Raw genomic sequence first — 24,406 nt, 5'->3', positions numbered from 1 at the left:
GGAGCTAATATATGAATGAATGGTACTTTATCGTTAATCCAGCAGCAGGACATGGAAAAGGACTTCGTACATGGAGGAGCATAGAGAAAGAACTACAAAAGGTGGAGATCTCATATCGATCGTTTCTCACCCAGCATGAAGGTCATGCAGAAGTATTGGCAAGACAAATTAGCGCCATGCAAGATGACAGGCTGAAGCGCCTGATTGTCATTGGCGGTGACGGAACCATTCATGAAGTCCTAAATGGCTTAAAGGAAATGGATCATGTGCAGCTAAGCTTTGTCCCCGCCGGTCATTGGAATGATGCGGCGAAGGGCCTTGGCATCCATCGTCAAGATGTCCTAAAAGAAGTGAGAAAGCAAAAGAGAATGCTCACCAAAACATTTTCACTCGGCTCCTTTCAAGATCACGCAGAAAGCGCGCAATCCGTTCTCTTTCTCAATCATATCGGTGCGGGGTTTGATGCGCATGTGCTAAGGAAAACAGTGTATTTCAGAGGAAAAAAATGGTTGAAACGACTGGGGCTTGGGTTTATCATCTACCCGCTGTCATTTCTCCATTCTTTATGGTCCTTTAAGCCGTTCGACCTTGCGCTGTTTATTGAAAACGAGAAGAAGGTCTTTCGCCAAGTGTGGTTTGTGATTGTTTGTAATCATCCCTATTACGGAGGCGGGCTGGAAGCAGCACCAGAAGTGAGCGCGAGGCAGCCAGGCTTTCAAACACTCGTTGTCACAGATTTGAATCCATTTAAAGTGCTCTTGTTTCTAAGTGCGATGGTGTTTCGCAAGCACCTTGGAATGAAGGGCGTTACCCTGTTTCAGCACGAAGAAGCGTACTTGGAGGCAGATGGAAAAATCTTATTTCATGCAGATGGAGAAGTGATTGGTGCAACGCCTGTTTTTGTGAAGACGAGTGATCGCTCCTTAAAATTACGTGCTTAAATCATGTCTCATGAATGTCCTAGTCAAAGAACCATGAAAAAAGCCTTTCTTTTCATAAGGTTCTTGTCCTGATTTTCTAGTTTTGCTTGACGAGTATAAGAAGGTAACGATAAAATCTATAGGACGGCTATTGTTTAGCATCTCATTCTCAATAGCTGTCCTTTTTGTTTTTATGATCATATAAATAAAAAAAACAGCCTATTGACCTTCAATCGGCTGAATTTTGTCGACTAAAAAAGCACGATTTAAAATATTTTAAGAAATGATGGGTTGAAAATTGATATGAACTGGTTGGGACAAATATTAGGTAGCGAATGGCACATCTCTCCTGCTGGAGGCGCTACGGGAGATGCGTACTTCGCAACACACAATGACCAAAAGCTATTTTTAAAACGCAATACGTCACCGTTTCTTGCGGTTTTGTCAGCTGAAGGCATTGTGCCGAAGCTTGTCTGGACAAAACGGATGGAAAATGGGGATGTCATCACTGCGCAGCACTGGCTGAGCGGCAGAGAGCTGAAGCCAAAGGACATGAATGACCGTCCTGTCGCAGAGCAGCTAAGAAAAATTCATACATCGAAAGAATTGCTTGATATGCTGAAACGATTAGAGAAGCACTCTCTAGACCCAGCATCCATTCTGAAACATTTAAAACAGTCCATATTTAAAGAGCAAATTGATTCGCGCGACGTCACACGTGCCATCCAGTACTTAGAGAAGCATGTGGAGGCAGTTCAATTTGAAGACAAGGTCGTGTGTCATTGTGACCTCAATCATAATAATTGGCTGCTGACAGATGAAAACCAGCTTTACTTGATCGATTGGGATGGGGCGATGATTGCTGACCCAGCCATTGATCTTGGACCACTTTTATACCATTATGTTGAAGAAGAGAACTGGGAAAGCTGGCTCTCAATGTACGGTGCCCCGCTGACGGACAATTTGCGAAAACGCATGGCTTGGTACGTCCTCGCTGAAACCGTATCGTTTGTCGTGTGGCATAAAAGAAAAGGAAATGAAAAAGCGCAGCAAGAAGTGCAAGCGGAGCTGAGCGCACTCTTACAGCGGTTAAACATTCATTAAGACAGAGGAATATTCTCGACCCACTCTGACAAATGCGATTGATGCGCCTCAATATGTGCATCAATTGAACTGACAGAAGTGCCCTTTTGGCTGTAATCATGAATATCTGTTAATAATTGACGAATGTCGGCATCAAGGTCTTCTTTTGCCAGCATGAATTGAATCACGCGTCCCACCTGTTCATATTCTGCAACAGTCCCGCAGCAATCCAACTGGTGATCGGTTAAAATATCTTTGATTAATTGAAGCTGATGTTGACGGTTTAATCCCATACGTATGCTCCTTTTCTGCGTGTCATTTATGTGGTTAAACTGTGCATTCAGCGCCCAATTTATACATGCGGCAGACCAGCTCAAGCGAAGGGCTGGTCTTTTTCATATGCGCATAAAGATGCTGTCTTGCGGGTCTTTATGTTTCATGGTATCTTGATAAAATGTAAAGAAAATAGAGGTGTATCAAATTGAGAATGCGACATAAACCATGGGCTGATGATTACTTAGCTGAAAATGCTCATATTGCCTTAGCAAGCCCCGAGCAATATAAAGGGAAATGGCATGAGCTATTTGGAAATGATCATCCAATCCATATCGAAGTTGGCACAGGAAAAGGGAGCTTTATCGCTGGAATGGGCAAGCTTCATCCTGATATCAACTATATTGGCATTGAATTATTTAAAAGTGTCATTGTGACAGCAGTAGATAAAATCAAAGAGACAGATGTTGAAAATGTAAAGCTCTTGAACATTAATGCGGAAACGCTGACAGATGTGTTTGCGGAAAATGAGATTGACCGAGTGTATTTGAATTTCTCTGATCCGTGGCCAAAAGCAAGACATGAAAAGCGCAGATTGACGTTTAAGGCCTTTTTAGAGCGATATGAACATATTCTTCGTCCAGGCGGTGAATTGCATTTCAAAACAGATAACCGCGGGTTATTTGAATATTCTTTAAAGAGCTTTTCTGCATATGGCCTTCTTTTAACGTATGTAAGCTTAGATTTACATAAGGACGGACTAGAAGGAAATGTGATGACGGAATACGAAGAGAAATTCTCGTCTATGGGACAACCTATCTATCGATCAGAAGTGAAATTTCCAGAATAACAAGTGACATCAAGCTGGCTGCAAAAAAATGCAGTCAGTTTTTTTCATGAAAAGATTGATGCATGCGATTTTTGGCTGTATTTGCTACGATAGAAAAAGGAGGGATGACAGCAATGGAGACAATGAACATAGGTGACATGGAACTGTTCTGGTTAAACGGGGGAGATACACACATGGACGGCGGTGCGATGTTTGGTGTGGTGCCAAAGCCGTTATGGTCAAAAAAATACCCGGTGAACGATCGCAATCAAATTGAACTGCGGTGTGACCCAATCCTTATACGGTGGAATGGTCTTCATTTTTTAGTGGATTCCGGCATCGGATCAGGTAAGCTGACGGATAAACAAAAACGCAATTACGGCGTAACAGAAGAGACGAAATTGGAAGAGTCACTCGCGGCACTCGGCCTGCAAACAGCAGATATTGATTACGTCTTAATGACGCATCTTCACTTCGATCATGCAAGCGGATTAACAAAACGTGAAGGAGAAAAGCTCGTGTCTGTTTTTCCGCAAGCAAAAATCATCACATCCAAAATCGAATGGGATGAAATGAGGGCGCCTAACATCCGCTCAAGAAATACATATTGGAAAGAAAACTGGGAGCCAATAGCAGATCAAGTAGTGCCATTTGAAGAAAGCATCGAAGTAATAGAAGGCATTGAGCTGCATCATACAGGCGGTCATAGCAATGGCCATAGCATCTTAACGCTCACAAGTCAGGGCGAAACAGCGATTCATTTAGCTGACATTATGCCAACGCACGCTCATAAAAATCCATTATGGGTCTTGGCATATGATGATTACCCAATGACTTCAATTCCAGCTAAGCAAAAATGGCAGGCATATGCAGAAGAAAAAAATGCGTGGTACTTGTTTTATCATGATGCGATTTACCGCGCTGTTAAGTGGGATGAAGATGGGCAAATCACACATGAAGTCAAAAGAGAAACAGGGAGATAAAAGATCATCTGCATGTTTTTTCGCCTTTCACACAAAATAACGACAAAATGAACTTGTGAAAGGAAGAGTGCAGGTGAACCAATTTTATCGTGTACATGGTGATGTCATTGAAACACCATTAAGAGGGATGGAAGTCATGTCCGTCCCTTATTTAAACAAAGGGGTTGCATTTACGAAGGAAGAGCGGGAAGAGCTTGGTTTAAAGGGATTTCTACCGCCTAAAGTTTTAACATTAGAGGATCAGGCAAAGCGTGCATATGAGCAGTTCAAGGCACAGCCGGATGAACTTGGGAAAAATGTGTATTTAACATCACTTCATGACAGAAACGAAGTGCTTTTTTACAAATTATTAAATGAGCACTTGGCAGAGATGCTGCCGATTGTCTATACACCGACGGTTGGAACAGCCATTCAGCGTTATAGCCACGAGTATCGAAAGCCAAGAGGGCTTTATTTATCAATTGATGACTTGGAAGGCATGGAAGAGATATTTGCCTCTTACGGTGTGGATGAATCCATTGACTTAATCGTTGCGACAGATGCAGAAGGTATTTTAGGTATTGGAGACTGGGGTGTTGGCGGTATTGCCATTTCAGTCGGGAAACTTGCTGTTTATACAGCTGCAGCAGGCATTGATCCTAGCCGCGTGCTGGCCGTAGTACTTGATGCCGGGACGAACCAAGAAAGTCTCTTGAATGATCCGCTTTATGTTGGAAATCAGCATTCTCGCGTTCGAGGCGAGCGTTATGATCAGTTTATCGATCAATATGTAGAGCTTGCCCGCGCAACCTTTCCAAATGCACTCCTTCACTGGGAAGACTTTGGGACAAAAAATGCACGAGCCATATTGGAAAAATATAAGGAACGGATCTGTACATTTAATGATGACATTCAAGGAACTGGAGCTGTTTCACTTGCTGCGGTTCTGGCATGTGCAAAAGCTTCGAAGGTTCCGCTGAAAAATCACCGAATCGTCATTTTCGGAGCGGGTACGGCAGGGATTGGCATAGCGGAGCAGATCCGTGATGCGATTGTCAGAGACGGAGTCAAAGAAGAGGAATCATATGATCATTTCTGGTGTATTGATAAAACAGGTTTACTTACAGATGATTCGCCTGACATTCAGCCATTTCAAAAGCCATATGCAAGACGTTCTGACGAAGTAAAGGATTATGCCCGTAATGGTCCTAAGCATTCCATTGATTTATTAGAGGTCGTCAAACAGGCTAAACCAACCATCTTAATTGGCACCTCGACAGTAGGAGGAGCATTTACAGAGGAAATTGTGAAAGAAATGGCGTCACACGTAGAGCGCCCAGCCATTTTACCGATGTCGAACCCGACACCTCTTTCAGAAGCAAAGCCTGCAGATCTCATTGAGTGGACAGAAGGTCGCGCCCTTGTGACAACGGGAAGCCCATTTGACCCTGTCGAATATGGTGGCGTGACATATGAAATTGGGCAAGCGAATAATGCTCTTGTGTTCCCAGGGCTTGGTCTTGGAACGATTGTGTCTAAAGCACGCCTCATGACAGATAGCATGTTTGTTGCGAGTGCTGAAGCGATTGCCAGCATGGTCAATGTCGGAAAGCCGGGTGCAGCGATGCTGCCAAGTGTTGATCAGCTTCGAACCGTTTCAGCGACAGTAGCTGTTCGTGTGGCGCAAGCAGCGATCGATGAAGGAATTGCAGAGGAAACGCCTGAGGACCTTATTCAGGCAGTACAGGACGCTATGTGGCATCCTGTGTACAAAAAAATCAAAGCCATATAAAAAAGAAGCTTCGCAAGGACACCCTTTGCGAAGCTTTCTTTATCAAGCCACAGAATCAATGACATCCACAATCATGCCTGTTTTGGCATCAATCATGACCTCGTACTGTTCAAGCTCGCCAAAGGCTGAGCGAGTAATGCCAGATTTGTACACATCAATCGTTTCACCATTTACGTTATACGGTTCTGGTACAGTATAAATCCAAGAGCCATCAATCGGGCCGCGCTGTTTAAAAGCGGATTTCACAATTTTTAATGCTTTTTCAGACGAGATATACGTAGGGAAAAATACTTTCTTTGCAACAATTGCAGCGGCTACGCCAATACTCGCACCAATCAGAACATGTTTTAACTTCAACGTGCTGCACCTCCGTATTGCTGTTTTTTCCATTATACAAAACTTGTCCATTGATGTTAAGGAATCCGAATAGTTGAAAGCATATTCAAAATTTCTGGAGAGATACTTGGAAAACCGAAAGAATTCTTATAGTATAAAGTGAGTGTTATTTTTATAGGAATATATATGGTCATTACATAGAAACGAGGTAAATCGTAGAATGAATGAAGAAACATTGTCGCTTTTCCGAAATTTAACAGAATTACAAGGTACTCCAGGTAATGAGCACCATGTGCGTGCTTTTATGAAAAAGGAACTTGAAAAATATTCTGACGAACTCATTCAGGATCGTCTTGGCGGTGTGTTTGGGGTTCGCAAGGGACCAGAGAACGCACCTAAAATCATGGTGGCTGGTCATATGGATGAAGTGGGATTCATGGTTTCATCCATTACAAAAAACGGGATGATACGCTTCCAAACACTCGGCGGCTGGTGGAGTCAAGTCATGCTGGCGCAGCGTGTCGACGTTCATACCGATCACGGGCCAATTCCTGGTGTCGTCTCTAGTACACCGCCTCATCTTCTAACACCAGAACAAAAAAGCAAACCTGTGAAACCATCAGACATGCTCATTGATATTGGTGCAGACAGTGAAGAAGAGGCAAAAGAACTTGGCGTTCGCCCAGGACAGCAAATCGTGCCTGCAACAGTCTTTACCCCTATGGCGAATCCTAAAAAGATTTTAGCGAAGGCTTGGGATAACCGCTATGGCTGCGGACTTGCGATTGAATTATTAAAAGAAATAAAAGACGAACCACTTTCATGTCATCTGTATTCAGGTGCAACGGTTCAGGAAGAAGTAGGGCTTAGAGGGGCAGAAGTAGCTGCGAATATGATTCAGCCGGATCTGTTTTTTGCTTTAGATGCAAGCCCTGCAAACGATGTGACAGGTGACAAAACCCAATTCGGCCAGCTTGGTAAAGGTGCACTTTTGCGTATTTTTGATCGAACCATGATTACGCACCGCGGGATGAAAGACTTTGTACTTGATACGGCTGAGTCAAACAATATTCCATACCAATACTTCGTATCACCAGGTGGTACGGACGCTGGACGTGTGCATATTTCAAACCAAGGTGTGCCTTCTGCTGTCATTGGAGTGTGTGCTCGCTACATTCACACAAGTCATTCAGTATTGCATGTGGATGACTATGCAGCGGCAAAAGAATTAATCGTCCGTCTTGTGAAAAACTGTGATCAAAGTACAGTGGATTCTATATATCAACAGGTGTAAATGTAATCAAAAGGCTGCCTCTTTCAAGAGAGCAGCCTTTTGTTATTGCTGTTCAAACACGTAAGATAACGCTTTGATCGCTTGGTTCACGGTTTCCACAGTGATATTCGCTTTATTTGATAGTTCCTTTAACGGATGGTGCAGTTCTTTTGGGCGGATCAAAATGAGAGGTTTCCCTTTTGCGATGGCAGCAGATGCATCCATTGCCGTGTTCCACTGTTTATATTTCTCACCAAAGCGGGCAATGACGACGTCTGCCTTGTTTAATAGGATCTCAGTACGGAAATTGTTCAAATCAGAAGCAGCATCATCTTTGAATATGGCATTCGGCTGCTCACCTAAAATGTCCTCACCAATGTGATCGGAGCGGTCATGATTCTCCATTGGACCAACAAATGTCACTGGCAGTTTCAACGATTGGCTTTTCTCCTTGATTTCATCACGCCACTTGCTATGAATTTCTCCTGCTAAATAGACGGTTAATTGCATAACGATCTCCTCCTTTTGTACAAACTTAGTAAAGGTTTGCCCTGTTTCTTTTCATGTTACACAAGAAGTGCTTGATAAAGCAAAAAAAATATGATTATGATATTCATGGTAGAGACTATTTTTTCATCGTAAGAATACTACATATAATAGGAAGGACAGGCCTTTTCGTCTTTCCTATGAGAAAGCAGGAAGACGACGTTGATGACTTATTTGAAAAGAAAGGGAATCTCCCTTTCGCCAAAAGTGTACTTCATTGATGCACTCTCTTATATGGCTTTAGGTCTATTTGCTACATTAGTAGTAGGTCTGATTTTAAAAACAGCAGGCGGTTTGTTATCACTTCCGCTCATCATCAAAATGGGAACACTCGCAATGGGGCTCATGGGACCAGCGATTGGTGTAGCCGTGGCGTACCGGTTACAGGCATCTCCATTGATCATTTTTGCAAGTGTTGTTTCAGGTGCTGCAGGAGCAGAGCTTGGTGGACCTGCTGGAAGCTTTGTCGCAGCATTAATTGGTGTAGAACTCGGCAAACTGGTCAGTGGTGAGACAAAAATTGATATTATTTTGACACCGCTTGTCACCATCATCACTGGTTTTTCCACCGCCGCTTTGATCGGTCCAGGGATTGAAGCCATGATGACAGGGCTTGGCAGGCTCATCATGTGGGGGACTGACCAAAGTCCGCTGATCATGGGCATGCTAGTAGCAACCATTGTTGGACTTGCCCTCAGCTCACCAATTTCAAGTGCTGCGCTTGCACTCATGCTTGATTTAAGCGGTCTTGCTGCTGGTGCTGCAACGATCGGCTGCTGCGCTCAAATGGTCGGCTTTGCCGCTGCAGGCTTTAGAGAAAATCGTTTTGGTGGTCTTGCTGCTGTCGGTATTGGCACGTCAAAATTGCAGCTGCCGAACATTGTAAAAAATCCCCTTATCCTTATTCCGCCGACGATAGCGGGCCTCATTCTCGCGCCAATTGGTATTATTGGCTTTGGGATGGTCAATAATGCGGCAGGGGCAGGAATGGGAACGAGTGGCCTTGTTGGACAGCTCATGACACTGACGGTTATGGGATTTCATCCATCTGTTTTTCTAGCGATTGCTCTTTTGCATATCGTTGGCCCGGCAGTGATTAGTTTGGTAGTATCAGAATGGATGAGAAAGAAAGGCTATATACAATTCGGAGATTTAACCATACAAACTGGAGGAATGAAACATGAAAAAAATTGAATCAAACGAAGAATTACAAAAAGTGATTCAAGAAGACTTAACAGTATTGCTATTTTCAGCGGACTGGTGCCCAGACTGCACCTTTATCGAACCATTCTTGCCAGAGCTTGAAGCAAACTACCCAGAATTTGAGTACTTCTATGTGGATAGAGATCAATTTATTGACACTTGCGCAGAGTGGGAAATTTACGGCATTCCAAGCTTTTTAGTATTTAAAAATGGGCAAGAGATTAACCGCTTTGTCAGCAAGGATCGTAAAACGAAGGAAGAGATTGAAGCATTTTTAACAGATTCTCTTTCTAAATAATGAAAGGAGAGTCTAAATCATGGCAAAAATGACATCAAGACAGCTTGCGAACGAACTCAAAAGCCGTCTGACAAATGACAGCTGGTCACACCAGTTTGACCGAGAAAAAGACACGCTTCGTATTGAAGATAAACAAACAGGCAAAGGGATCACACTAGAGCTCCCGCCAATCATTGCAAAGTGGGAAGTAAAGCCTGATGAAACATTGGATGAGATCGTTTATTATGTGAAAGAGGCGCTAAGTGCCATGAAAGGCGAAGCGCAGCACATCTCAGGAAAAGAAAAGCAAATTTATCCGGTCATTCGATCCACTTCCTTTCCCGAGACATCAAGTGACGAGATTCCGCTCGTTTTTGATGAGCATACAGCTGAAACGAGAATCTACTATGCACTTGACCTTGGAAGCACCTACAGGTTAATTGATGAAAAGATGCTTCAAAAGGAAAACTGGACAAAAGAGCGAATCAGGGAAACCGCAAGCTTCAATGTCCGCTCACTTGAAACTGTGGTGAAAATGGATGAAGTGGCAGGCAACCGCTTTTATTTCTTCCGTGCGAATGACGGATATGATGCAAGCAGACTTTTAAATGAATCGATTTTACAAGAATACGCGCAAAAAATAGAAGGACAGATGGCCATTTCTGTCCCCCATCAAGATGTATTCATCATTGCAGATGTTCGCAATGAATCAGGCTATGATATTTTAGGACAGATGTCGATGAGCTTCTTCGCCAGCGGCACGGTTCCGATTACCGCATTGTCATTTTTATATGATGAGGGCAAGCTTGAACCGATTTTTATTCTTGCTAAAAGCAGACCAAAACAGCAGTAGAAGGGAATTTTGAAGAATGAACGTTTTTTATAATGCAGAAGGTGTAGGCGACACACTCCTTATTTCATTGAAAGATGTGACGAGAGAAGAAGTAGGTCATGAGACGTTTGGAGATGTCGTAAGAATCTTCAATCAAGAAACAAAAGAAACAACAGGTTTTAATATCTTCAATGCGTCCACTTACATGAAAATTGAAGAAAACGGATCTGTACCGCTTTCTGAAACACTTGTTCAAGATATCAACGAAATTTTAAACCGCAATGGTGTCAGTGAAACGTTGACTGTGGATCTATCACCAAAATTTGTTGTCGGTTATGTAAAGGAAAAAGAAAAGCATCCGAATGCAGATAAATTAAACATTTGCCAAGTGGATGTTGGCGATGAAACATTACAAATCGTGTGCGGTGCACCAAACGTTGATCAAGGTCAATATGTCGTGGTTGCAAAGGTTGGGGCAGTGATGCCAAGCGGTTTAATCATCAAAGATGCTGAGCTAAGAGGTGTTCCATCAAGCGGAATGATTTGTTCAGCAAAAGAATTAGATCTTCCAGACGCGCCTGCTGAAAAAGGAATTCTTGTTCTAGAGGGAAGCCATCAAGCTGGCGAACCCTTTCAAGCATAACCTCCCATAAACGGGCACATCAGAGCGAAGATTGTGTTATACCAAAAGTCACTAAGTACGTACTTAGTGACTTTTTTTCATCTACAGACAGCACAAATAGCAAAGAGCGGCACTTTTCTCGCTTTTCTGCATGAAAAAGCAATGGTATACTAAAAATCGCCCAAGAAAACGTAAGGGGAGTTAAAGTGAGTGATAAATGATGAGTTGGTTAGATAAATTTTTTAGTGTATTTTTAGGAGAAGAAAAGAAAGAAGAAAAAGCTGTGAGACCTGAGGAAGGTCCAGTTGCACCAAAGCAGCCAGTTTTTGAACAGCATAAAGAATATAAAAAAATTGAAGATACAAAAGTCTATTATGAATATCCGACAGGCAACTTCCGCTTTCCGCTCGTTCCAGATGAACCTCAGCGTGACGGAGTAAAGCAGGAAAGAAGACGCCCAAAGCAAGGCCAGCCAAAGGCTAAGCAGAAGACCTATGAGTCAAAACAAACGGTTCAGCCTGACATGAATAAAAAGCCATTCAAACCAGAGCAAATTCCATCACCGATCTATGGCTATCATCAGGATATGCGGCCGAAACGAACAGAGTCGAAAGAAGAATCATCTTCTGTTCAAATGAAAGCAGCAGAAACAGCGCAGCGTGTCACCCTGTTATCAGAAGAGGCAGAGCGTGAACGAAATGTCAGACAGCAAATGAACATTCCATCAATACGGAAAGAAAATCGTATGGAAGAAACAGTTCCAGCGCCAGCAGAAGAAAGAGTGGACATGCAAACAGACGTGACCCCGCTTACTTTGCAAGAGGAGCTCGCTTATCACGATCACGTTCAATCAACGATGGAGCGTTTAAATGACGAGCCTTTCATTCAAACAGAGGAAAAAGAGCCAGCCTTTTCTGAGCCTCAAGACCACATTGAAGCTGACTTACATCATCAGCAAGCCGAAGTATATCACGAACCGCCGGTAGAGTCTGAGCCTGTACAGGATGTTTCCAGTGAAAACGAAGAAATACAAGACAAACCGGTAGAACAGTTTGTAGATCATACTCAGGAAATAGAAATAGAACCGTTGACATTCGAAACAGCGGAAGACACGCATTCCGCTATTGAAATGGAAGTAGACATGCCGGCAGAAGAAGTAGAGGTACTAGACGTCATCTCAGCAGAATCAGTCGAGGAAATAGAAGCTGATTCCTTAGAAGACCATCAAGAAGAAGTGCCAGCGGCAGCATTAGAAGAAACAGAGCCAGTTGCCGAGCATGATCTGCAAGAAGAGCAATTGATAGAAGAAGCGGAAATAGTAGAAGATCAAGTGGTGCCAATAGAACAAGAAGCAGACGAACAGACCGCTACTGAACGAGTAGAACCTGTCATAGAGCAGCAAGAAAAGCAAGAACAAGTGCATGAAGTGATGGAAGAAAAACCGAAACAGGCATCTCCTCAGCCACAACGTACAAGTGGACAAACCTCAACGGTTCCTTTTAACGTCATGATGTTAAAAAGTGATCAGCGCGTGCAAGGACAAAAGAAAGCAGCAGATGCCCAAGGATATGTGTTTCCAAGCCTCGCCCTTTTAGACGTACCTCCAGCTCAAAAAGAAGAGGACGGGACATGGGTGAAAGAGCGAGCAGAGCTACTCAATGCCACGCTGAAAAATTTCAATGTCAGAGCAAGTGTCGTTCATGTCACGCAAGGCCCTTCTGTCACAAGGTTTGAAGTACATCCAGAACCAGGGGTCAAAGTGAACAAAATCACGAACCTGTCAGATGATATTAAACTCAGTTTGTCCGCAAAGGATATTCGAATTGAAGCACCGATTCCAGGAAAGAACACGATCGGGATTGAAGTGCCGAACCTTCACAGCAAAATGGTTTTCTTACGAGAGATGATCAGAAGCAGTGCGTTTAGAGACAATCCATCTCCTTTAACAGCAGCACTCGGATTAGATATCTCAGGACAGCCTGTTGTCGTTGATTTGCAAAAAATGCCGCATGGCTTAATTGCTGGAGCAACAGGTTCAGGAAAAAGTGTCTGCATCAATACCATTTTAGTGAGCTTAATGTTTAAAGCATCACCAGATGAAGTGAAAATGCTGTTAATCGACCCTAAAATGGTCGAATTAGCGCCGTATAATCATATTCCGCATCTCGTGAGTCCTGTTATCACTGATGCTAAGACAGCGACAGCTGCTCTGAAATGGGTAGTGGATGAAATGGAAAGACGCTACGAGCTGTTTGCGCACTCTGGTGTGAGAGAAATCAAACGATTCAATGAGCTTGTCAAAGAAAAACAAATGGGTGAAAAACTACCTTATCTTGTCGTGGTGATCGATGAGCTTGCTGATTTAATGATGGTTGCACCAAATGAAGTCGAAGAAAGCATTTGCCGAATCGCGCAAAAAGCAAGAGCGTGCGGCATTCACTTATTGATTGCGACACAAAGACCTTCTGTAGATGTCATCACAGGTCTGATTAAAGCCAATATTCCAACAAGAATTGCTTTCTCTGTCTCAAGTCAGGTAGATTCTAGAACGATCATCGACATGGCAGGTGCAGAAAAGCTTCTCGGAAAAGGAGACATGCTCTTCTTAGAAAATGGCTCCGGCAAGCCGACGAGGCTGCAAGGGAACTTTGTATCAGACCGCGAGATCGATCAAGTGGTGGCACATGTGAGGAAACAGCGTAAGCCTGTGTTCCTTTTCGAACAGGAGGAATTAATGCTCCAAGGCTCTGCGATTACAGATGAAGACGAATTGTTTATGGATGCCTGCCGTTTTGCCATTGAGCAGAATAGTGCTAGTACATCGAGTTTGCAGAGAAGATTTAGAATTGGCTACAATCGTGCAGCCAGATTGATCGACATGATGGAACGCGAGGGCATGATCTCTGGTGCAAAAGGCAGTAAGCCAAGGGAAGTCCTCATGACACTGAGTGACTTAGAACAGCTGATCTAAACAAACCACTTCATTTTTTTCATAAACATGGTATGATAGCACATAGGTGCAATTTTGGAATTGGACGCTTTTCGCATGCCTGTCAGAACGCTTTTTTATGTAAAATAAGCGAAAGCAGGTGTTAGAAATAGGAAAGTTGTCGGATACTAATCATAGTTAATATTGATTAGAATAGGAAGATCGGAAAAAATCTTTATTTGGAGCTGCGATCTGTGAGCCGCTAGAGGCGAAAATCACAAGTTGCAAATTGAAATGAGCGTCATATACTGTAAGTCAGATAGACGTTTGTTGGAGGTACAATTATGACTGTTTATCATTTTGTTGGAATAAAAGGGACAGGTATGAGTCCACTGGCCCAAATTCTTCATGATACTGGGTATACTGTCCAAGGATCGGATATCGAAAAACATATCTTTACACAAAAAGCATTAGAAGAACGAAATATTAAAATTCTTCCATTTGACCCAGATAATATTCAGCCAGGGATGACCGTCATTGCAGGTAATGCATTTCCTGATACACACCCTGAGATTGAACGCGCCCTTTCTGAAGGGATTCCTGTCATTCGTTACCATAAATTCCTTGGAGAATACATGGATACATTCACAAACGTTGCGATTACTGGTGCTCATGGTAAAACGTCAACAACAGGTCTGCTTGCCCATGTGATGCAATCAGCGAAACCAACTTCATACTTAATCGGTGATGGATCTGGTATGGGGAAAGAAAACAGCGAGTATTTTGTATTTGAAGCATGCGAATACCGCAGACACTTCCTCAGCTATCATCCAGACTATGCGATCATGACCAATATTGATTTTGATCATCCTGATTACTTCTCGGATATTGACGACGTGTTTGATGCGTTTCAAAACATGGCACTTCAAGTGAAAAAAGCCATTATCGCTTGCGGTGATGATGAGCATCTGCCTAAGATTCAAGCGAAGGTACCTGTTGTGTACTACGGTTTCAATGAAGAAAATGATTTCCAAGCACGCAATGTTGTGAAAAACACGGAAGGCACTACATTTGATGTCTTTGTACGAAATACGTTTTATGATACCTTCTACATCCCTGCCTATGGAAATCATAATGTCCTTAATTCATTAGCTGTGATTGCATTATGTCACTATGAAGCCATTGATGTAGAACTCATCAAAGGGGCACTAACGACATTTGGTGGTGTCAAACGCCGCTTTAATGAAAAAGTAGTCGGTGAGCAGGTTTTAATTGACGACTATGCCCATCACCCAACGGAGATTGAAGTCACAATTGAAGCAGCACGCCAAAAGTATCCAGACCGTGATATTGTCGCTGTCTTCCAGCCACATACCTTCACACGTACACAGCAATTCTTAAGTGAATTTGCTGATAGTCTGAAAAAAGCGGACTATGTATACCTATGCGATATTTTCGGTTCAGCCCGTGAAAACATTGGGAAGCTGAGTATCGAAGATTTACGAGAAAAAATCCCGCAGGCCCAATTGATTGCAGAAGAAGATACATCTGTGCTGAAAGCGCACAAAGATGGGATTCTGATCTTTATGGGAGCAGGAGACATTCAAAAATATTTGCGTGCTTATGAAAAAGTCGCTGTATAAATACTTAAACGAAAAGTGCCGTTTTGATCGGCACTTTTTTTATTTTGAATAAAATGTGACAAAGGGGCTAAATGTGTCAAGAACTGCTGCTTTTTTTCATTCGCTGTGGACAGGAATTAGCCAATAAGTGTAGAATTATTAATCAATCGGTCATTCTAAGCGATGTTTGAATGATACAACGAGAGGGTATTGAATTAAATATGCCCGCAACAAAGGAGGTATCAGATGATTATTATTCTATATCTAAGCGTTGCACTGATCGCAATTGCTTTCCTCATTCTTGTCATCTACTTGTCCAAAACATTAAAATCCTTACAGCTGACATTAAAGAATGTTGCATCAACTTTAGAAGGTCTTGAAGGTCAGATGCAAGGGATCACCACAGAGACAGCACAGTTGCTACATAAGACGAATCAGCTTGCTGAAGATATTCAAGACAAATCGGCAAAACTCAACACAGTTGTGGATGCGGTGCAGGGAATTGGCGGCTCGATCAACCAATTTAATACAAGCATAAAGCAGGCAGCTGGTGCGGTTTCTTCATCCGTTGAACGAAATCAAGAAAAAGTCACGGATGTGGTAAGCTGGAGTAACGCAGCACTTGAAATTTATAAAAAATGGAAACAACGAAAACACCAAAAATAAACCATTTTCGCATAGGAGGAATAATCATGAGCAAAGACGGAATCAATAGCAAAGACTTTTTGATCGGAACACTTATTGGTGGCATAGTTGGTGCAACAACAGCATTATTCTTAGCGCCGAAGTCAGGGAAAGAGCTTCGCGATGATTTGAACAACCAAGCGAATGCTTTAAAAGACAAAACAGATCAACTCACAACAGATGCAAAGGAAAAAGGCACTGAATATGTGACGATTGCGAAAGATAAAACGTCTGAATTATCTCAGCTGGTGGCAGAGCAGTCAAACCAAATTTTAGACAAAGTGAAAGACATAAAAGAACGTGCAGCTGGAAAAGCTAATCATGTGAAAAGTGAAGCAGAAGATGCGGCAGCTGATCTTGCGAGCGAAGCGTCAGATGTAGCAAATGAAGCCAAAGTAAGAGCACAAGAAGCGAAATCAGAAATTGAAGATGGCATTAAAGATGTCAAAGAAAAAGTAGAACAATCAACTAAAGGCTAACTCTTACTGCACAGAGTGAAGAAGGAGAACATCATGTCAAAACAACTCATTGAAACAGAAGAACAGTTTGATCAACTAACGAATCAAGATGGGACCTTTGTCTTTTTTAAGCACAGTTTGACATGTCCGATCAGTCAAGCGGCTTTTCAAGAGTTTGAAGCATTTGCGTCTGCACATGAAGACGTGCCAACTTATTTCTTGCAAATTCAAAACACAAGAGAGCTTTCATCCTATGTGACAGAAAAGTCAGGGGTAAAGCACGAAAGTCCCCAGGCACTCGTCTTTAGCGGTGGAAAAGTAAAATGGCATGCATCCCACTCAAGCATTACAAAAGAAGCGCTTGAACATAATGTGTAGAAGAAACGTCAGCAATTGCTGACGTTTTTTTGATAAAAAAAGGTTTACTTCAATCAAAACTATGCTATAATCTTACACATAATACTTTATCGCTTAAAAGCGTTTGGGTAATAAAGAAAATTTTCGTGACAATTCCGAAATCTTTGTTTATAATAAACCCTATCATGAGAGAATGAAAAAAAAGCGAGAACAGGCAGAGGAAAGGATGACAAAAATGAGCAACAATGAACTAGAACAATTGAGACAGCAGGCAGATGAACTAAATCTTCAAATCTTAAAACTGATCAATGAAAGAGGAAGCATTGTAAAAGAAATTGGAAAGGCGAAAGAAGCGCAAGGTGTCAACCGTTATGATCCTGTCAGAGAGCGCACAATGCTGAACCAAATTCTTGAAGCAAATGATGGACCATTCGAAAACTCAACAATTCAGCATATTTTCAAAGAGATTTTCAAAGCAGGCCTAGAGCTTCAAGAAGATGACCACAGCAAAGCACTTCTTGTTTCTCGTAAGAAAAAATCGGAAAATACAATCGTGAACATCAATGGAGAAGCGATCGGTGATGGGAAACAGCGTTTCATCGTTGGACCATGTGCTGTTGAAAGCTACGAGCAAGTCGCAGAAGTGGCGGCAGCAGCGAAACAGCAAGGACTAAAACTACTTCGCGGAGGTGCATTTAAACCACGCACAAGTCCATACGATTTCCAAGGACTTGGTGTAGACGGTCTGAAAATTCTAAAGCGTGTAGCGGATGAATACGGTCTTGCTGTCATTAGTGAAATCGTCAATCCTGCTCATATTGAAGAAGCGATTGAGCATATCGATGTCATCCAAATTGGTGCACGAAACATGCAAAATTTCGAGCTATTAAAAGCAGCCGGATCTGTGAAGAAACCAGTTCTTTTAAAACGTGGTCTTGCAGCGACTATTTCAGAATTCATCAATGCAGCTGAATACATCATCGCCCAAGGAAATGACCAAATCATCCTTTGCGAGCGCGGTATCCGCACATATGAAACAGCGACAAGAAATACACTAGATATTTCTGCTGTGCCAATCTTGAAACAAGAAACACATTTACCAGTCTTTGTTGATGTGACGCACTCAACTGGACGTAGAGATCTTCTCCTTCCAACAGCGAAAGCAGCTCTTGCGATTGGAGCAGACGGTGTCATGGCAGAAGTACATCCAGATCCATCTGTTGCTCTATCTGACTCAGCGCAGCAAATGGACATTCCTCAATTCGAAAAATGGTTAGATGCGTTAAGACCACTTGTCAACATTCACGCATAATCATAGATAGAAAAGCCGCCGGATGACTGCCCGGCGGTTTTTCTATGGATAAAGTACGATGAAGATTGGGAATGAAAGGAAAAGAGCACATTGCAAGCTTTAAAAGTGCTTGTTCACAATGTTTTCATTTTTAAAATTCAATAGCATCTGCTAAGATCGTTGTCATAGCTGACGTTCTAGACGATTTTTCATGAAATATGATTCAATTTACAGGTAACAAGCTCATTAAAGTTTGTTTAATTTAGTTATAAAAAGAAAGGGAACGTTTTCATATGGTGAAAAAACGTGTATAATTTCATAAAAGAATGTCATTTTGATGTAGATTGAAAAATTATGTGTCTCTTTTCATCGTTTTAATGACAAATAGGATATTATTTTCCTCGTATCTGACATGTCTCTATCCAATTGGTGAATGCTATAGATATGAAGTGTATTTGAAGGAGTGATTTATGTGAATAATGTTACAATATATGATGTAGCAAGAGAAGCAAATGTAAGTATGGCAACGGTATCACGCGTAGTGAATGGGAATCCGAATGTAAAACCAACAACAAGAAAAAAGGTACTTGAAGCGATTGATCGCCTTGGCTATCGCCCGAATGCTGTGGCACGAGGCCTTGCAAGTAAAAAAACAACAACGGTTGGGGTCATCATCCCTGATATTTCTAGTATCTTCTATTCGGAGCTTGCTCGCGGAATTGAAGATATCGCCACAATGTATAAGTACAACATCATTTTGAGCAACTCAGATCAAAATACCGATAAAGAGCTCCATCTTTTAAATACAATGCTAGGTAAACAAGTAGATGGAATTGTCTTTATGGGTGGAAATATCACAGATGTGCTTGTTGAAGAATTTAAGCGCTCTCCTGTGCCAATTGTTCTTGCTGCATCTGTTGAAGAGCAGGCTCAAACACCATCTGTCAACATCAACTACGAGCAAGCGATTTATGATTCAGTTCAGCTTTTAGTTGAAAAAGGACATAAGCGAATTGCCTTCGTATCTGGCCCAATGTCAGAACCGATTAACTCTATGAGAAAGCTTGCAGGCTATAAGCGTGCGCTTGAAGAAGCGGGCATCGCATTTGACGATGCGCTCGTCGCTGAAGGCGATTATTCGTATGATTCTGGAATTGAATCACTTGCTCACTTGCTTGAGCAGTCTGACAAGCCGACAGCTGTTATTGCGGCTACGGATGAAATGGCGCTAGGTGTCATTCATGGAGCACAAGATAGAGGCGTATCCATTCCTGAGGATTTAGAAGTGATTGGTTTTGATAACACGAGACTTTCTCTCATGGTGCGTCCTCAGCTGACAACTGTTGTTCAGCCGACGTATGATATTGGTGCTGTCGCAATGAGACTGCTGACAAAGCTGATGAACAAAGAGCAAGTGGATGACCAAATTGTGGAACTTCCACACAGAATTGAAGAAAGACAATCAACAAAATAAAACGAAAAAGCAGGCTTACACATCAGTGAATGCCTGCTTTTCTTATGCATTTTTCTTTTCTCGTCTAACGGGCATCAGTGCTTTTTCTACAGTTTGAGCATTTTTTTCTGTGATTTCTGCTTTTCTTGGGATCGGTGGATATAAATCGTCAGGGTCTCCCCATGTGGATGGGAGGGTGACGGGCGATTGTTTATGCCAAGCCTGAACCCAGTCCTGAGGCAGTTCATCAGGCGGTGTAATGCCTTTCATTTCAAGCCAAATCCGGCTCCACGCCCTTGGCACGACACGCCAAATATCATATCCTCCTCCGCCGACAGCGATCCATTTGCCATCACAATATTGATGCGCTAACTCATGGGCAAGTCTAGGAATTTCCTCATATATTTTCATGGTGGCAGATAAATGGGTTAACGGATCATAGTAGTGTGCGTCTGCACCGTTTTGCGTCAAAATCACATCTGGTTTAAAAAAAGCAGCAATTTCAGTCACTGCTGTTCGGTATGCTTCAAGGAACGATTCGTCTTCTGTAAATGCATCAAGCGGAATATTGTAGGCGTAGCCATAGCCTTTATCATGACCTCTTTCCTGTACTTGTCCAGTTCCAGGGAACAAATAGCGTCCCGTTTCATGAATTGAGACTGTACAAACCTCAGGGTCGTCATAGAAGCTGAATTGTACACCATCTCCATGATGGGCATCCGTATCAATATATAAAATTCTTGCACCGTATGTCTTTTGAATATATTGAATCGCCACTGAGCTGTCATTATAAATACAGAAGCCAGATGCACGCCCTTTAAACCCGTGATGAAGTCCACCGCCAAGATTCAGTGCATGCTGCGAGTGTCCCATCATTACTTGGTCAACGGCTGTGAGTGTCCCGCCAACAAGGAGAGAAGCTGCCTCATGCATACCTGCAAACATCGGTGTATCCTCCGTGCCAAGACCGTAGCGCTCACCCTCTGCTGTAGAGAGCTTTCCTTCACTAGCCCGCTGCACAGCTTGAATATAATCGGCTGTATGGACGAGCTTTAATTCCTCAAGGGTCGCCATACGCGGTGCGACGATCTCATCATTTGTTAACGCCTTCATTTTTTGAAGCAGGTCATATGTTAAGTAGACACGAAGCTGATTGAAGGGATGGTCTTGGTGAAACTGGTACGTTTGAAAAGAGGGTGAAAAAACAAAGGTCGCTTCCTTCATTTGATCGTCTGCTCCATAGGCCACAGCACCTTATAGCCTTTTGCACGAATCAGCTTCGTCACATGATCTGCATGCATGGTTTGAAGGCGGAAGACGAGTACTTTAGATGATTCATTTGCATGCGGATACACAAGCACACTCAGCATTTGAATATGCTGCTCCTTTAAAATGGTCGTAATGTCAGCAAGACCTTCTGTCATTTGGTCCACTTCTACCTCTAAGTGTGACCCAGGCTGATCTGCACCTGTCAGTCTGACAAACGTACGAAGCAAATCAGTCTTTGTGATAATGCCTACAAGCTTGCCGCGTCTCACTACTGGAAGGCAGCCAATTCCGTGTTCAAAAAAGACACTAGAAATCTCTTCAACGAAATCAAGCGGATGAGCAGTAATCGTCTCTAATACCATGATCTCTTCAACAGGCCGCTGAATAAAGAGCTTCCTTTTTTCTGTTTCAAATATACTTGGACTGGCATTTTTAATATCTCGATCTGTCACCATCCCAATGACAGAACCTTGATCAGATACGATCGGAATATGCCGAATGTGATGTGCACTCATTTTTTTTATGGCTTCTTCAATCGTATCGGTTTTTCGCAGCGTGATCACATCACGCTCCATAATTTGTTCAATCATCATTGTTTACCAATCCCCTTTGCCAAAAAAACGAATTGAATGTTAATACATAAAGCGTTGATGGAAGCGAAGACGATCGAAACGCTCAATCGAATCAGGATTCACATTTTTCCCGATTCTGGCCATTAAACAATTGGCTGGATGTGAGCTGATCTCTGGCTCGTCTGTTGCAAACCAAACAAGACCGCCTGCGTTCATCATTTTCTCCATCATCTTGCGGTACTCCCACACGTTTTTCTTTGTCCCCTTTAAATCCCAATGCCAGTAATATTCAGTTGTAATGATGATATAATTCTCCATTTGCTCATCCATCATGCTCACATCAAGTAAATGCTTACCAAGTGAGCAGCCTCTAAATGGAGGAGCGACCTCAATCGCGCCAAGCTCGATTAAATTGTCCATGTTGCCCTCTGACCAGCGCTCAAGCGGATCAGGATATAAATACGTGACATAGCCGACAACAAGCTCATCCACTCGTGCAATGATAATACGTCCTTCTGGAAGGTCTGCTATTTCAACAAGTGCTTGTTTCTGTTCCTCTGGCGTGCGAAATGCCGTTAGGCCTTCATGAAACGTATAGTTCGCAAGCTCTGATGCAGGTACCGGACCTTCAATAAGGATGGTACCTGTTTCTCGCTCAATGGTTTTTGAATAATAAGTTTTAGGATGCTCCACGTATCCACCGCCTCAAATTCTAGTGAGTCGTCTCTATTTTATCTTAAAACCTGCAAGAATTAAAACGGTTTCACTATAAGTTTTTTAAAAATTGAGAAAAAAAGTCATCTATACTATAATGGTCATTGTAAACGTATGCAAAGGGGGACTGTTTGATGAAAGTGGAAACGCTACCATCAGTAAAAGGAAACTATCATTTAAATGATTATGAGCAGGCATACAAAGAATTTTCATGGGAGGAAGCAAGAAAAAACTTCTCATGGTATGAAACAGGAAACATAAATGCAGCCTATGAAGCGATTGACAGACATGCGGACTCGTTTCGTAAGAACAAGGTGGCGCTTCACTACAAAGATTCACAGCGGGATGAAAAGTATACGTTCAGGGATATGAAAATCAACACAAATAAAGCGGGAAATTTATTCAGAGAAAAGGCGCATGTGCAAAAAGGGGATCGCGTATTTATCTTTATGCCAAGATCACCTGAGCTCTATTTTCTTCTGCTTGGCGCAGTTAAAATTGGTGCGATCGTTGGCCCGTTATTTGAGGCATTTATGGAAGGTGCGGTCAAAGACCGTTTAGAAAATAGCGAGGCGAAGGTCATTGTGACAACGCCGGATCTGCTTGAACGAATTCCGTTTGCAGAGCTTCCGAAACTTGAATCCGTCATCATTGTCGGCGGTGAAAAGGAAGATATCGATGGCGTTCGGACAATCCATTATGAAGAGGCTTTTGACCAGGCGGCGAAGGACCTTGAAATCGAATGGATGGATGAAAAAGACGGCTTTCTGCTTCATTACACGTCAGGGTCGACAGGTACGCCAAAAGGTGTGCTGCATGTCCATGGTGCAATGGTGCAGCAAGACCAGACTGGTAAATGGGTGCTTGATCTGAAAGAAGACGATGTCTACTGGTGTACAGCTGATCCAGGCTGGGTAACAGGCACAGTGTACGGCATTTTTTCACCGTGGTTAAATGGGGCGACGAATGTCATTTTAGGCGGCAGATTTAACCCTGATACGTGGTATGAAACGATTGAATCACTAGGTGTGACCGTTTGGTACAGTGCACCGACCGCCTTTAGAATGCTAATGGGGGCAGGAGATGACCTCATTCAAAAATATGATCTCAGCTCGCTCCGTCATGTGTTAAGTGTAGGTGAGCCTCTTAATCCAGAAGTCATCCGCTGGGGAGATGCTGTATTTGGCAAACGAATTCATGACACTTGGTGGATGACTGAAACTGGTGCTCAGCTGATTTGTAATTATCCATGCATGGACATTAAACCAGGCTCAATGGGAAAACCGGTTCCAGGCGTAGAAGCTGCGATTGTGGATAATGCCGGAAATGAACTTCCGCCATATCGGATGGGCAACCTCGCCATCAAAAAAGGCTGGCCGTCTATGATGCATACGATCTGGAACAATCCTGAAAAATATGAATCTTACTTTATGCCGGGAGATTGGTATGTTTCAGGAGATTCAGCTTATATGGACGAAGACGGATACTTTTGGTTCCAGGGACGTGTCGATGATGTGATCATGACATCAGGAGAGCGGGTCGGTCCTTTTGAGGTGGAAAGCAAACTGGTCGAACATCCAGCCATTGCAGAGGCTGGTGTCATTGGAAAACCAGATCCGGTCCGCGGTGAAATTATTAAAGCATTCATTGCGCTTAGAAGTGGTTATGAGCAGACAGATGAGCTGAAAGAAGAGATTCGTACGTTTGTGAAAAAAGGACTCGCTGCACATGCGGCACCGAGAGAAATCGAGTTTAAGGACAAACTGCCTAAGACGCGAAGCGGAAAAATTATGAGACGTGTGCTAAAGGCGTGGGAACTGAATTTACCGGCTGGCGACCTATCGACAATGGAAGATTAATTTTTTTCATCAGTTGACTTGATATCAAAAGTATGTTTAAAATGACATTAGTTGAATATGTAAAGGTTTTGACTGAGATTCAGTAGAATCATCTTTCCCTGTCCAAGAGAGCTGACGGCTGGTGCGAGTCAGTACAAAGAGATATTCGAATTACCCTCACGAACCGCTTTTACGAAAAGGAGCATACGTGCTGCCCTGATTAGTGAAAGAACGGATCTGTCCGTTATCAGTGTAAGTGAAAAGATGTGAT

Annotated in this window: 24 protein-coding genes and 1 other annotated feature (1 of these 25 cut by a window edge); of the genes, 18 read left to right on the top strand and 6 right to left on the bottom strand. The window is 42.7% G+C overall.

Features of this window, described 5'->3' with window-relative positions:
* The first annotated feature begins 11 nt into the window (after positions 1 to 11).
* Positions 12 to 941: a YegS/Rv2252/BmrU family lipid kinase gene (locus tag MKY83_RS14210; protein WP_044142195.1), complete on the top strand. Its 930-nt coding sequence runs from the start codon at positions 12 to 14 to the stop codon at positions 939 to 941.
* 282 nt (positions 942 to 1,223) lie between these two features.
* Positions 1,224 to 2,024: a phosphotransferase family protein gene (locus MKY83_RS14205; RefSeq protein WP_189286481.1), complete on the top strand. Its 801-nt coding sequence runs from the start codon at positions 1,224 to 1,226 to the stop codon at positions 2,022 to 2,024.
* On the opposite strand, the gene MKY83_RS14200 is transcribed toward MKY83_RS14205, so the two are convergent.
* Positions 2,021 to 2,296 (bottom strand): YtzH-like family protein, encoded by a 276-nt coding sequence (locus MKY83_RS14200; protein ID WP_268453160.1) that lies wholly within the window; start codon positions 2,294 to 2,296, stop codon positions 2,021 to 2,023. The genes MKY83_RS14205 and MKY83_RS14200 overlap by 4 nt on opposite strands.
* Positions 2,297 to 2,484: 188 nt before the next feature.
* On the opposite strand from MKY83_RS14200, the gene trmB reads away from it, so the two are divergent.
* From trmB to MKY83_RS14185, 3 genes are all read left to right on the top strand, one after another.
* The gene (gene trmB / locus MKY83_RS14195; RefSeq protein ID WP_187704024.1) at positions 2,485 to 3,126 is read left to right on the top strand and encodes a tRNA (guanosine(46)-N7)-methyltransferase TrmB; all 642 of its coding nucleotides are present in this window, start codon (positions 2,485 to 2,487) and stop codon (positions 3,124 to 3,126) included.
* 113 nt (positions 3,127 to 3,239) lie between these two features.
* On the top strand, positions 3,240 to 4,088 hold the full coding sequence (locus tag MKY83_RS14190; RefSeq protein ID WP_185107155.1) for an MBL fold metallo-hydrolase: 849 nt from the start codon (positions 3,240 to 3,242) through the stop codon (positions 4,086 to 4,088).
* Positions 4,089 to 4,161: 73 nt separating this feature from the next.
* Positions 4,162 to 5,859 (top strand): NAD-dependent malic enzyme, encoded by a 1,698-nt coding sequence (locus tag MKY83_RS14185; RefSeq protein WP_185107153.1) that lies wholly within the window; start codon positions 4,162 to 4,164, stop codon positions 5,857 to 5,859.
* A gap of 42 nt (positions 5,860 to 5,901) precedes the next feature.
* On the opposite strand, the gene MKY83_RS14180 is transcribed toward MKY83_RS14185, so the two are convergent.
* Positions 5,902 to 6,216 carry a PepSY domain-containing protein gene (locus MKY83_RS14180; protein WP_065098623.1) on the bottom strand — a complete coding sequence of 105 codons (315 nt, stop codon included), beginning with the start codon at positions 6,214 to 6,216 and terminating at the stop codon, positions 5,902 to 5,904.
* A gap of 199 nt (positions 6,217 to 6,415) precedes the next feature.
* Between MKY83_RS14180 and MKY83_RS14175 the strand changes: the two genes are divergently transcribed.
* Positions 6,416 to 7,489, top strand: coding sequence for a M42 family metallopeptidase (locus tag MKY83_RS14175; RefSeq protein ID WP_106066874.1), 1,074 nt, complete (start codon positions 6,416 to 6,418; stop codon positions 7,487 to 7,489).
* 42 nt (positions 7,490 to 7,531) lie between these two features.
* On the opposite strand, the gene MKY83_RS14170 is transcribed toward MKY83_RS14175, so the two are convergent.
* Positions 7,532 to 7,978, bottom strand: coding sequence for a YtoQ family protein (locus MKY83_RS14170; protein ID WP_044142201.1), 447 nt, complete (start codon positions 7,976 to 7,978; stop codon positions 7,532 to 7,534).
* A gap of 201 nt (positions 7,979 to 8,179) precedes the next feature.
* On the opposite strand from MKY83_RS14170, the gene MKY83_RS14165 reads away from it, so the two are divergent.
* The 11 genes from MKY83_RS14165 to ccpA all read left to right on the top strand — a co-directional run bounded on the left by MKY83_RS14165 (position 8,180) and on the right by ccpA (position 19,763).
* Positions 8,180 to 9,208, top strand: a complete 1,029-nt coding sequence (locus MKY83_RS14165; protein WP_065098621.1) for a PTS sugar transporter subunit IIC — start codon at positions 8,180 to 8,182, stop codon at positions 9,206 to 9,208.
* A complete protein-coding gene (locus MKY83_RS14160; RefSeq protein WP_003217665.1) occupies positions 9,195 to 9,515 on the top strand; it encodes a thioredoxin family protein in 321 nt (106 codons plus the stop codon). Before MKY83_RS14165 ends, MKY83_RS14160 begins: the two co-directional genes overlap by 14 nt.
* A 19-nt stretch (positions 9,516 to 9,534) precedes the next feature.
* Positions 9,535 to 10,347, top strand: coding sequence for a DUF1444 domain-containing protein (locus MKY83_RS14155; RefSeq protein WP_044142203.1), 813 nt, complete (start codon positions 9,535 to 9,537; stop codon positions 10,345 to 10,347).
* A gap of 16 nt (positions 10,348 to 10,363) precedes the next feature.
* Positions 10,364 to 10,969 (top strand): YtpR family tRNA-binding protein, encoded by a 606-nt coding sequence (gene ytpR / locus MKY83_RS14150; RefSeq protein ID WP_044142204.1) that lies wholly within the window; start codon positions 10,364 to 10,366, stop codon positions 10,967 to 10,969.
* A gap of 196 nt (positions 10,970 to 11,165) precedes the next feature.
* Positions 11,166 to 13,919, top strand: a complete 2,754-nt coding sequence (locus tag MKY83_RS14145; RefSeq protein WP_326848220.1) for a DNA translocase FtsK — start codon at positions 11,166 to 11,168, stop codon at positions 13,917 to 13,919.
* Positions 13,920 to 14,221: 302 nt separating this feature from the next.
* A complete protein-coding gene (gene murC, locus MKY83_RS14140; protein ID WP_065098618.1) occupies positions 14,222 to 15,520 on the top strand; it encodes a UDP-N-acetylmuramate--L-alanine ligase in 1,299 nt (432 codons plus the stop codon).
* A gap of 225 nt (positions 15,521 to 15,745) precedes the next feature.
* Positions 15,746 to 16,165: a DUF948 domain-containing protein gene (locus tag MKY83_RS14135; RefSeq protein ID WP_024424855.1), complete on the top strand. Its 420-nt coding sequence runs from the start codon at positions 15,746 to 15,748 to the stop codon at positions 16,163 to 16,165.
* A 26-nt stretch (positions 16,166 to 16,191) separates the two neighbouring features.
* Positions 16,192 to 16,662 carry a YtxH domain-containing protein gene (locus MKY83_RS14130; RefSeq protein WP_106038071.1) on the top strand — a complete coding sequence of 157 codons (471 nt, stop codon included), beginning with the start codon at positions 16,192 to 16,194 and terminating at the stop codon, positions 16,660 to 16,662.
* Between the two features lie 33 nt (positions 16,663 to 16,695).
* Positions 16,696 to 17,019 carry a bacillithiol system redox-active protein YtxJ gene (gene ytxJ / locus MKY83_RS14125; protein ID WP_003217729.1) on the top strand — a complete coding sequence of 108 codons (324 nt, stop codon included), beginning with the start codon at positions 16,696 to 16,698 and terminating at the stop codon, positions 17,017 to 17,019.
* A gap of 214 nt (positions 17,020 to 17,233) precedes the next feature.
* A complete protein-coding gene (locus MKY83_RS14120) occupies positions 17,234 to 18,310 on the top strand; it encodes a bifunctional 3-deoxy-7-phosphoheptulonate synthase/chorismate mutase (protein ID WP_003217626.1) in 1,077 nt (358 codons plus the stop codon).
* A gap of 451 nt (positions 18,311 to 18,761) precedes the next feature.
* Positions 18,762 to 19,763, top strand: a complete 1,002-nt coding sequence (gene ccpA, locus MKY83_RS14115; protein ID WP_034665514.1) for a catabolite control protein A — start codon at positions 18,762 to 18,764, stop codon at positions 19,761 to 19,763.
* A gap of 42 nt (positions 19,764 to 19,805) precedes the next feature.
* On the opposite strand, the gene MKY83_RS14110 is transcribed toward ccpA, so the two are convergent.
* The 3 genes from MKY83_RS14110 to MKY83_RS14100 are packed head-to-tail and all read right to left on the bottom strand — an operon-like array spanning position 19,806 to position 22,276.
* Positions 19,806 to 20,966 carry an acetoin utilization protein AcuC gene (locus MKY83_RS14110; RefSeq protein ID WP_065098616.1) on the bottom strand — a complete coding sequence of 387 codons (1,161 nt, stop codon included), beginning with the start codon at positions 20,964 to 20,966 and terminating at the stop codon, positions 19,806 to 19,808.
* A complete protein-coding gene (locus MKY83_RS14105; RefSeq protein ID WP_044142210.1) occupies positions 20,963 to 21,604 on the bottom strand; it encodes a CBS and ACT domain-containing protein in 642 nt (213 codons plus the stop codon). The genes MKY83_RS14110 and MKY83_RS14105 overlap by 4 nt, the downstream gene beginning before the upstream one ends.
* Before the next feature lie 39 nt (positions 21,605 to 21,643).
* The gene (locus tag MKY83_RS14100; protein ID WP_044142211.1) at positions 21,644 to 22,276 is read right to left on the bottom strand and encodes a GNAT family N-acetyltransferase; all 633 of its coding nucleotides are present in this window, start codon (positions 22,274 to 22,276) and stop codon (positions 21,644 to 21,646) included.
* 155 nt (positions 22,277 to 22,431) lie between these two features.
* Here MKY83_RS14100 and acsA point away from each other — a divergent pair, with 155 nt between their 5' ends.
* Positions 22,432 to 24,156 carry an acetate--CoA ligase gene (acsA, locus tag MKY83_RS14095; RefSeq protein WP_342487432.1) on the top strand — a complete coding sequence of 575 codons (1,725 nt, stop codon included), beginning with the start codon at positions 22,432 to 22,434 and terminating at the stop codon, positions 24,154 to 24,156.
* 59 nt (positions 24,157 to 24,215) lie between these two features.
* Positions 24,216 to 24,406: a binding site (T-box leader), on the top strand; it runs 48 nt beyond the window's last position.

The organism is Bacillus sp. FSL M8-0266 (assembly GCF_038613425.1).
Lineage (GTDB): Bacteria > Bacillota > Bacilli > Bacillales > Bacillaceae > Bacillus > Bacillus pumilus.
This window is presented reverse-complemented; position numbering and strand designations above follow the sequence as displayed.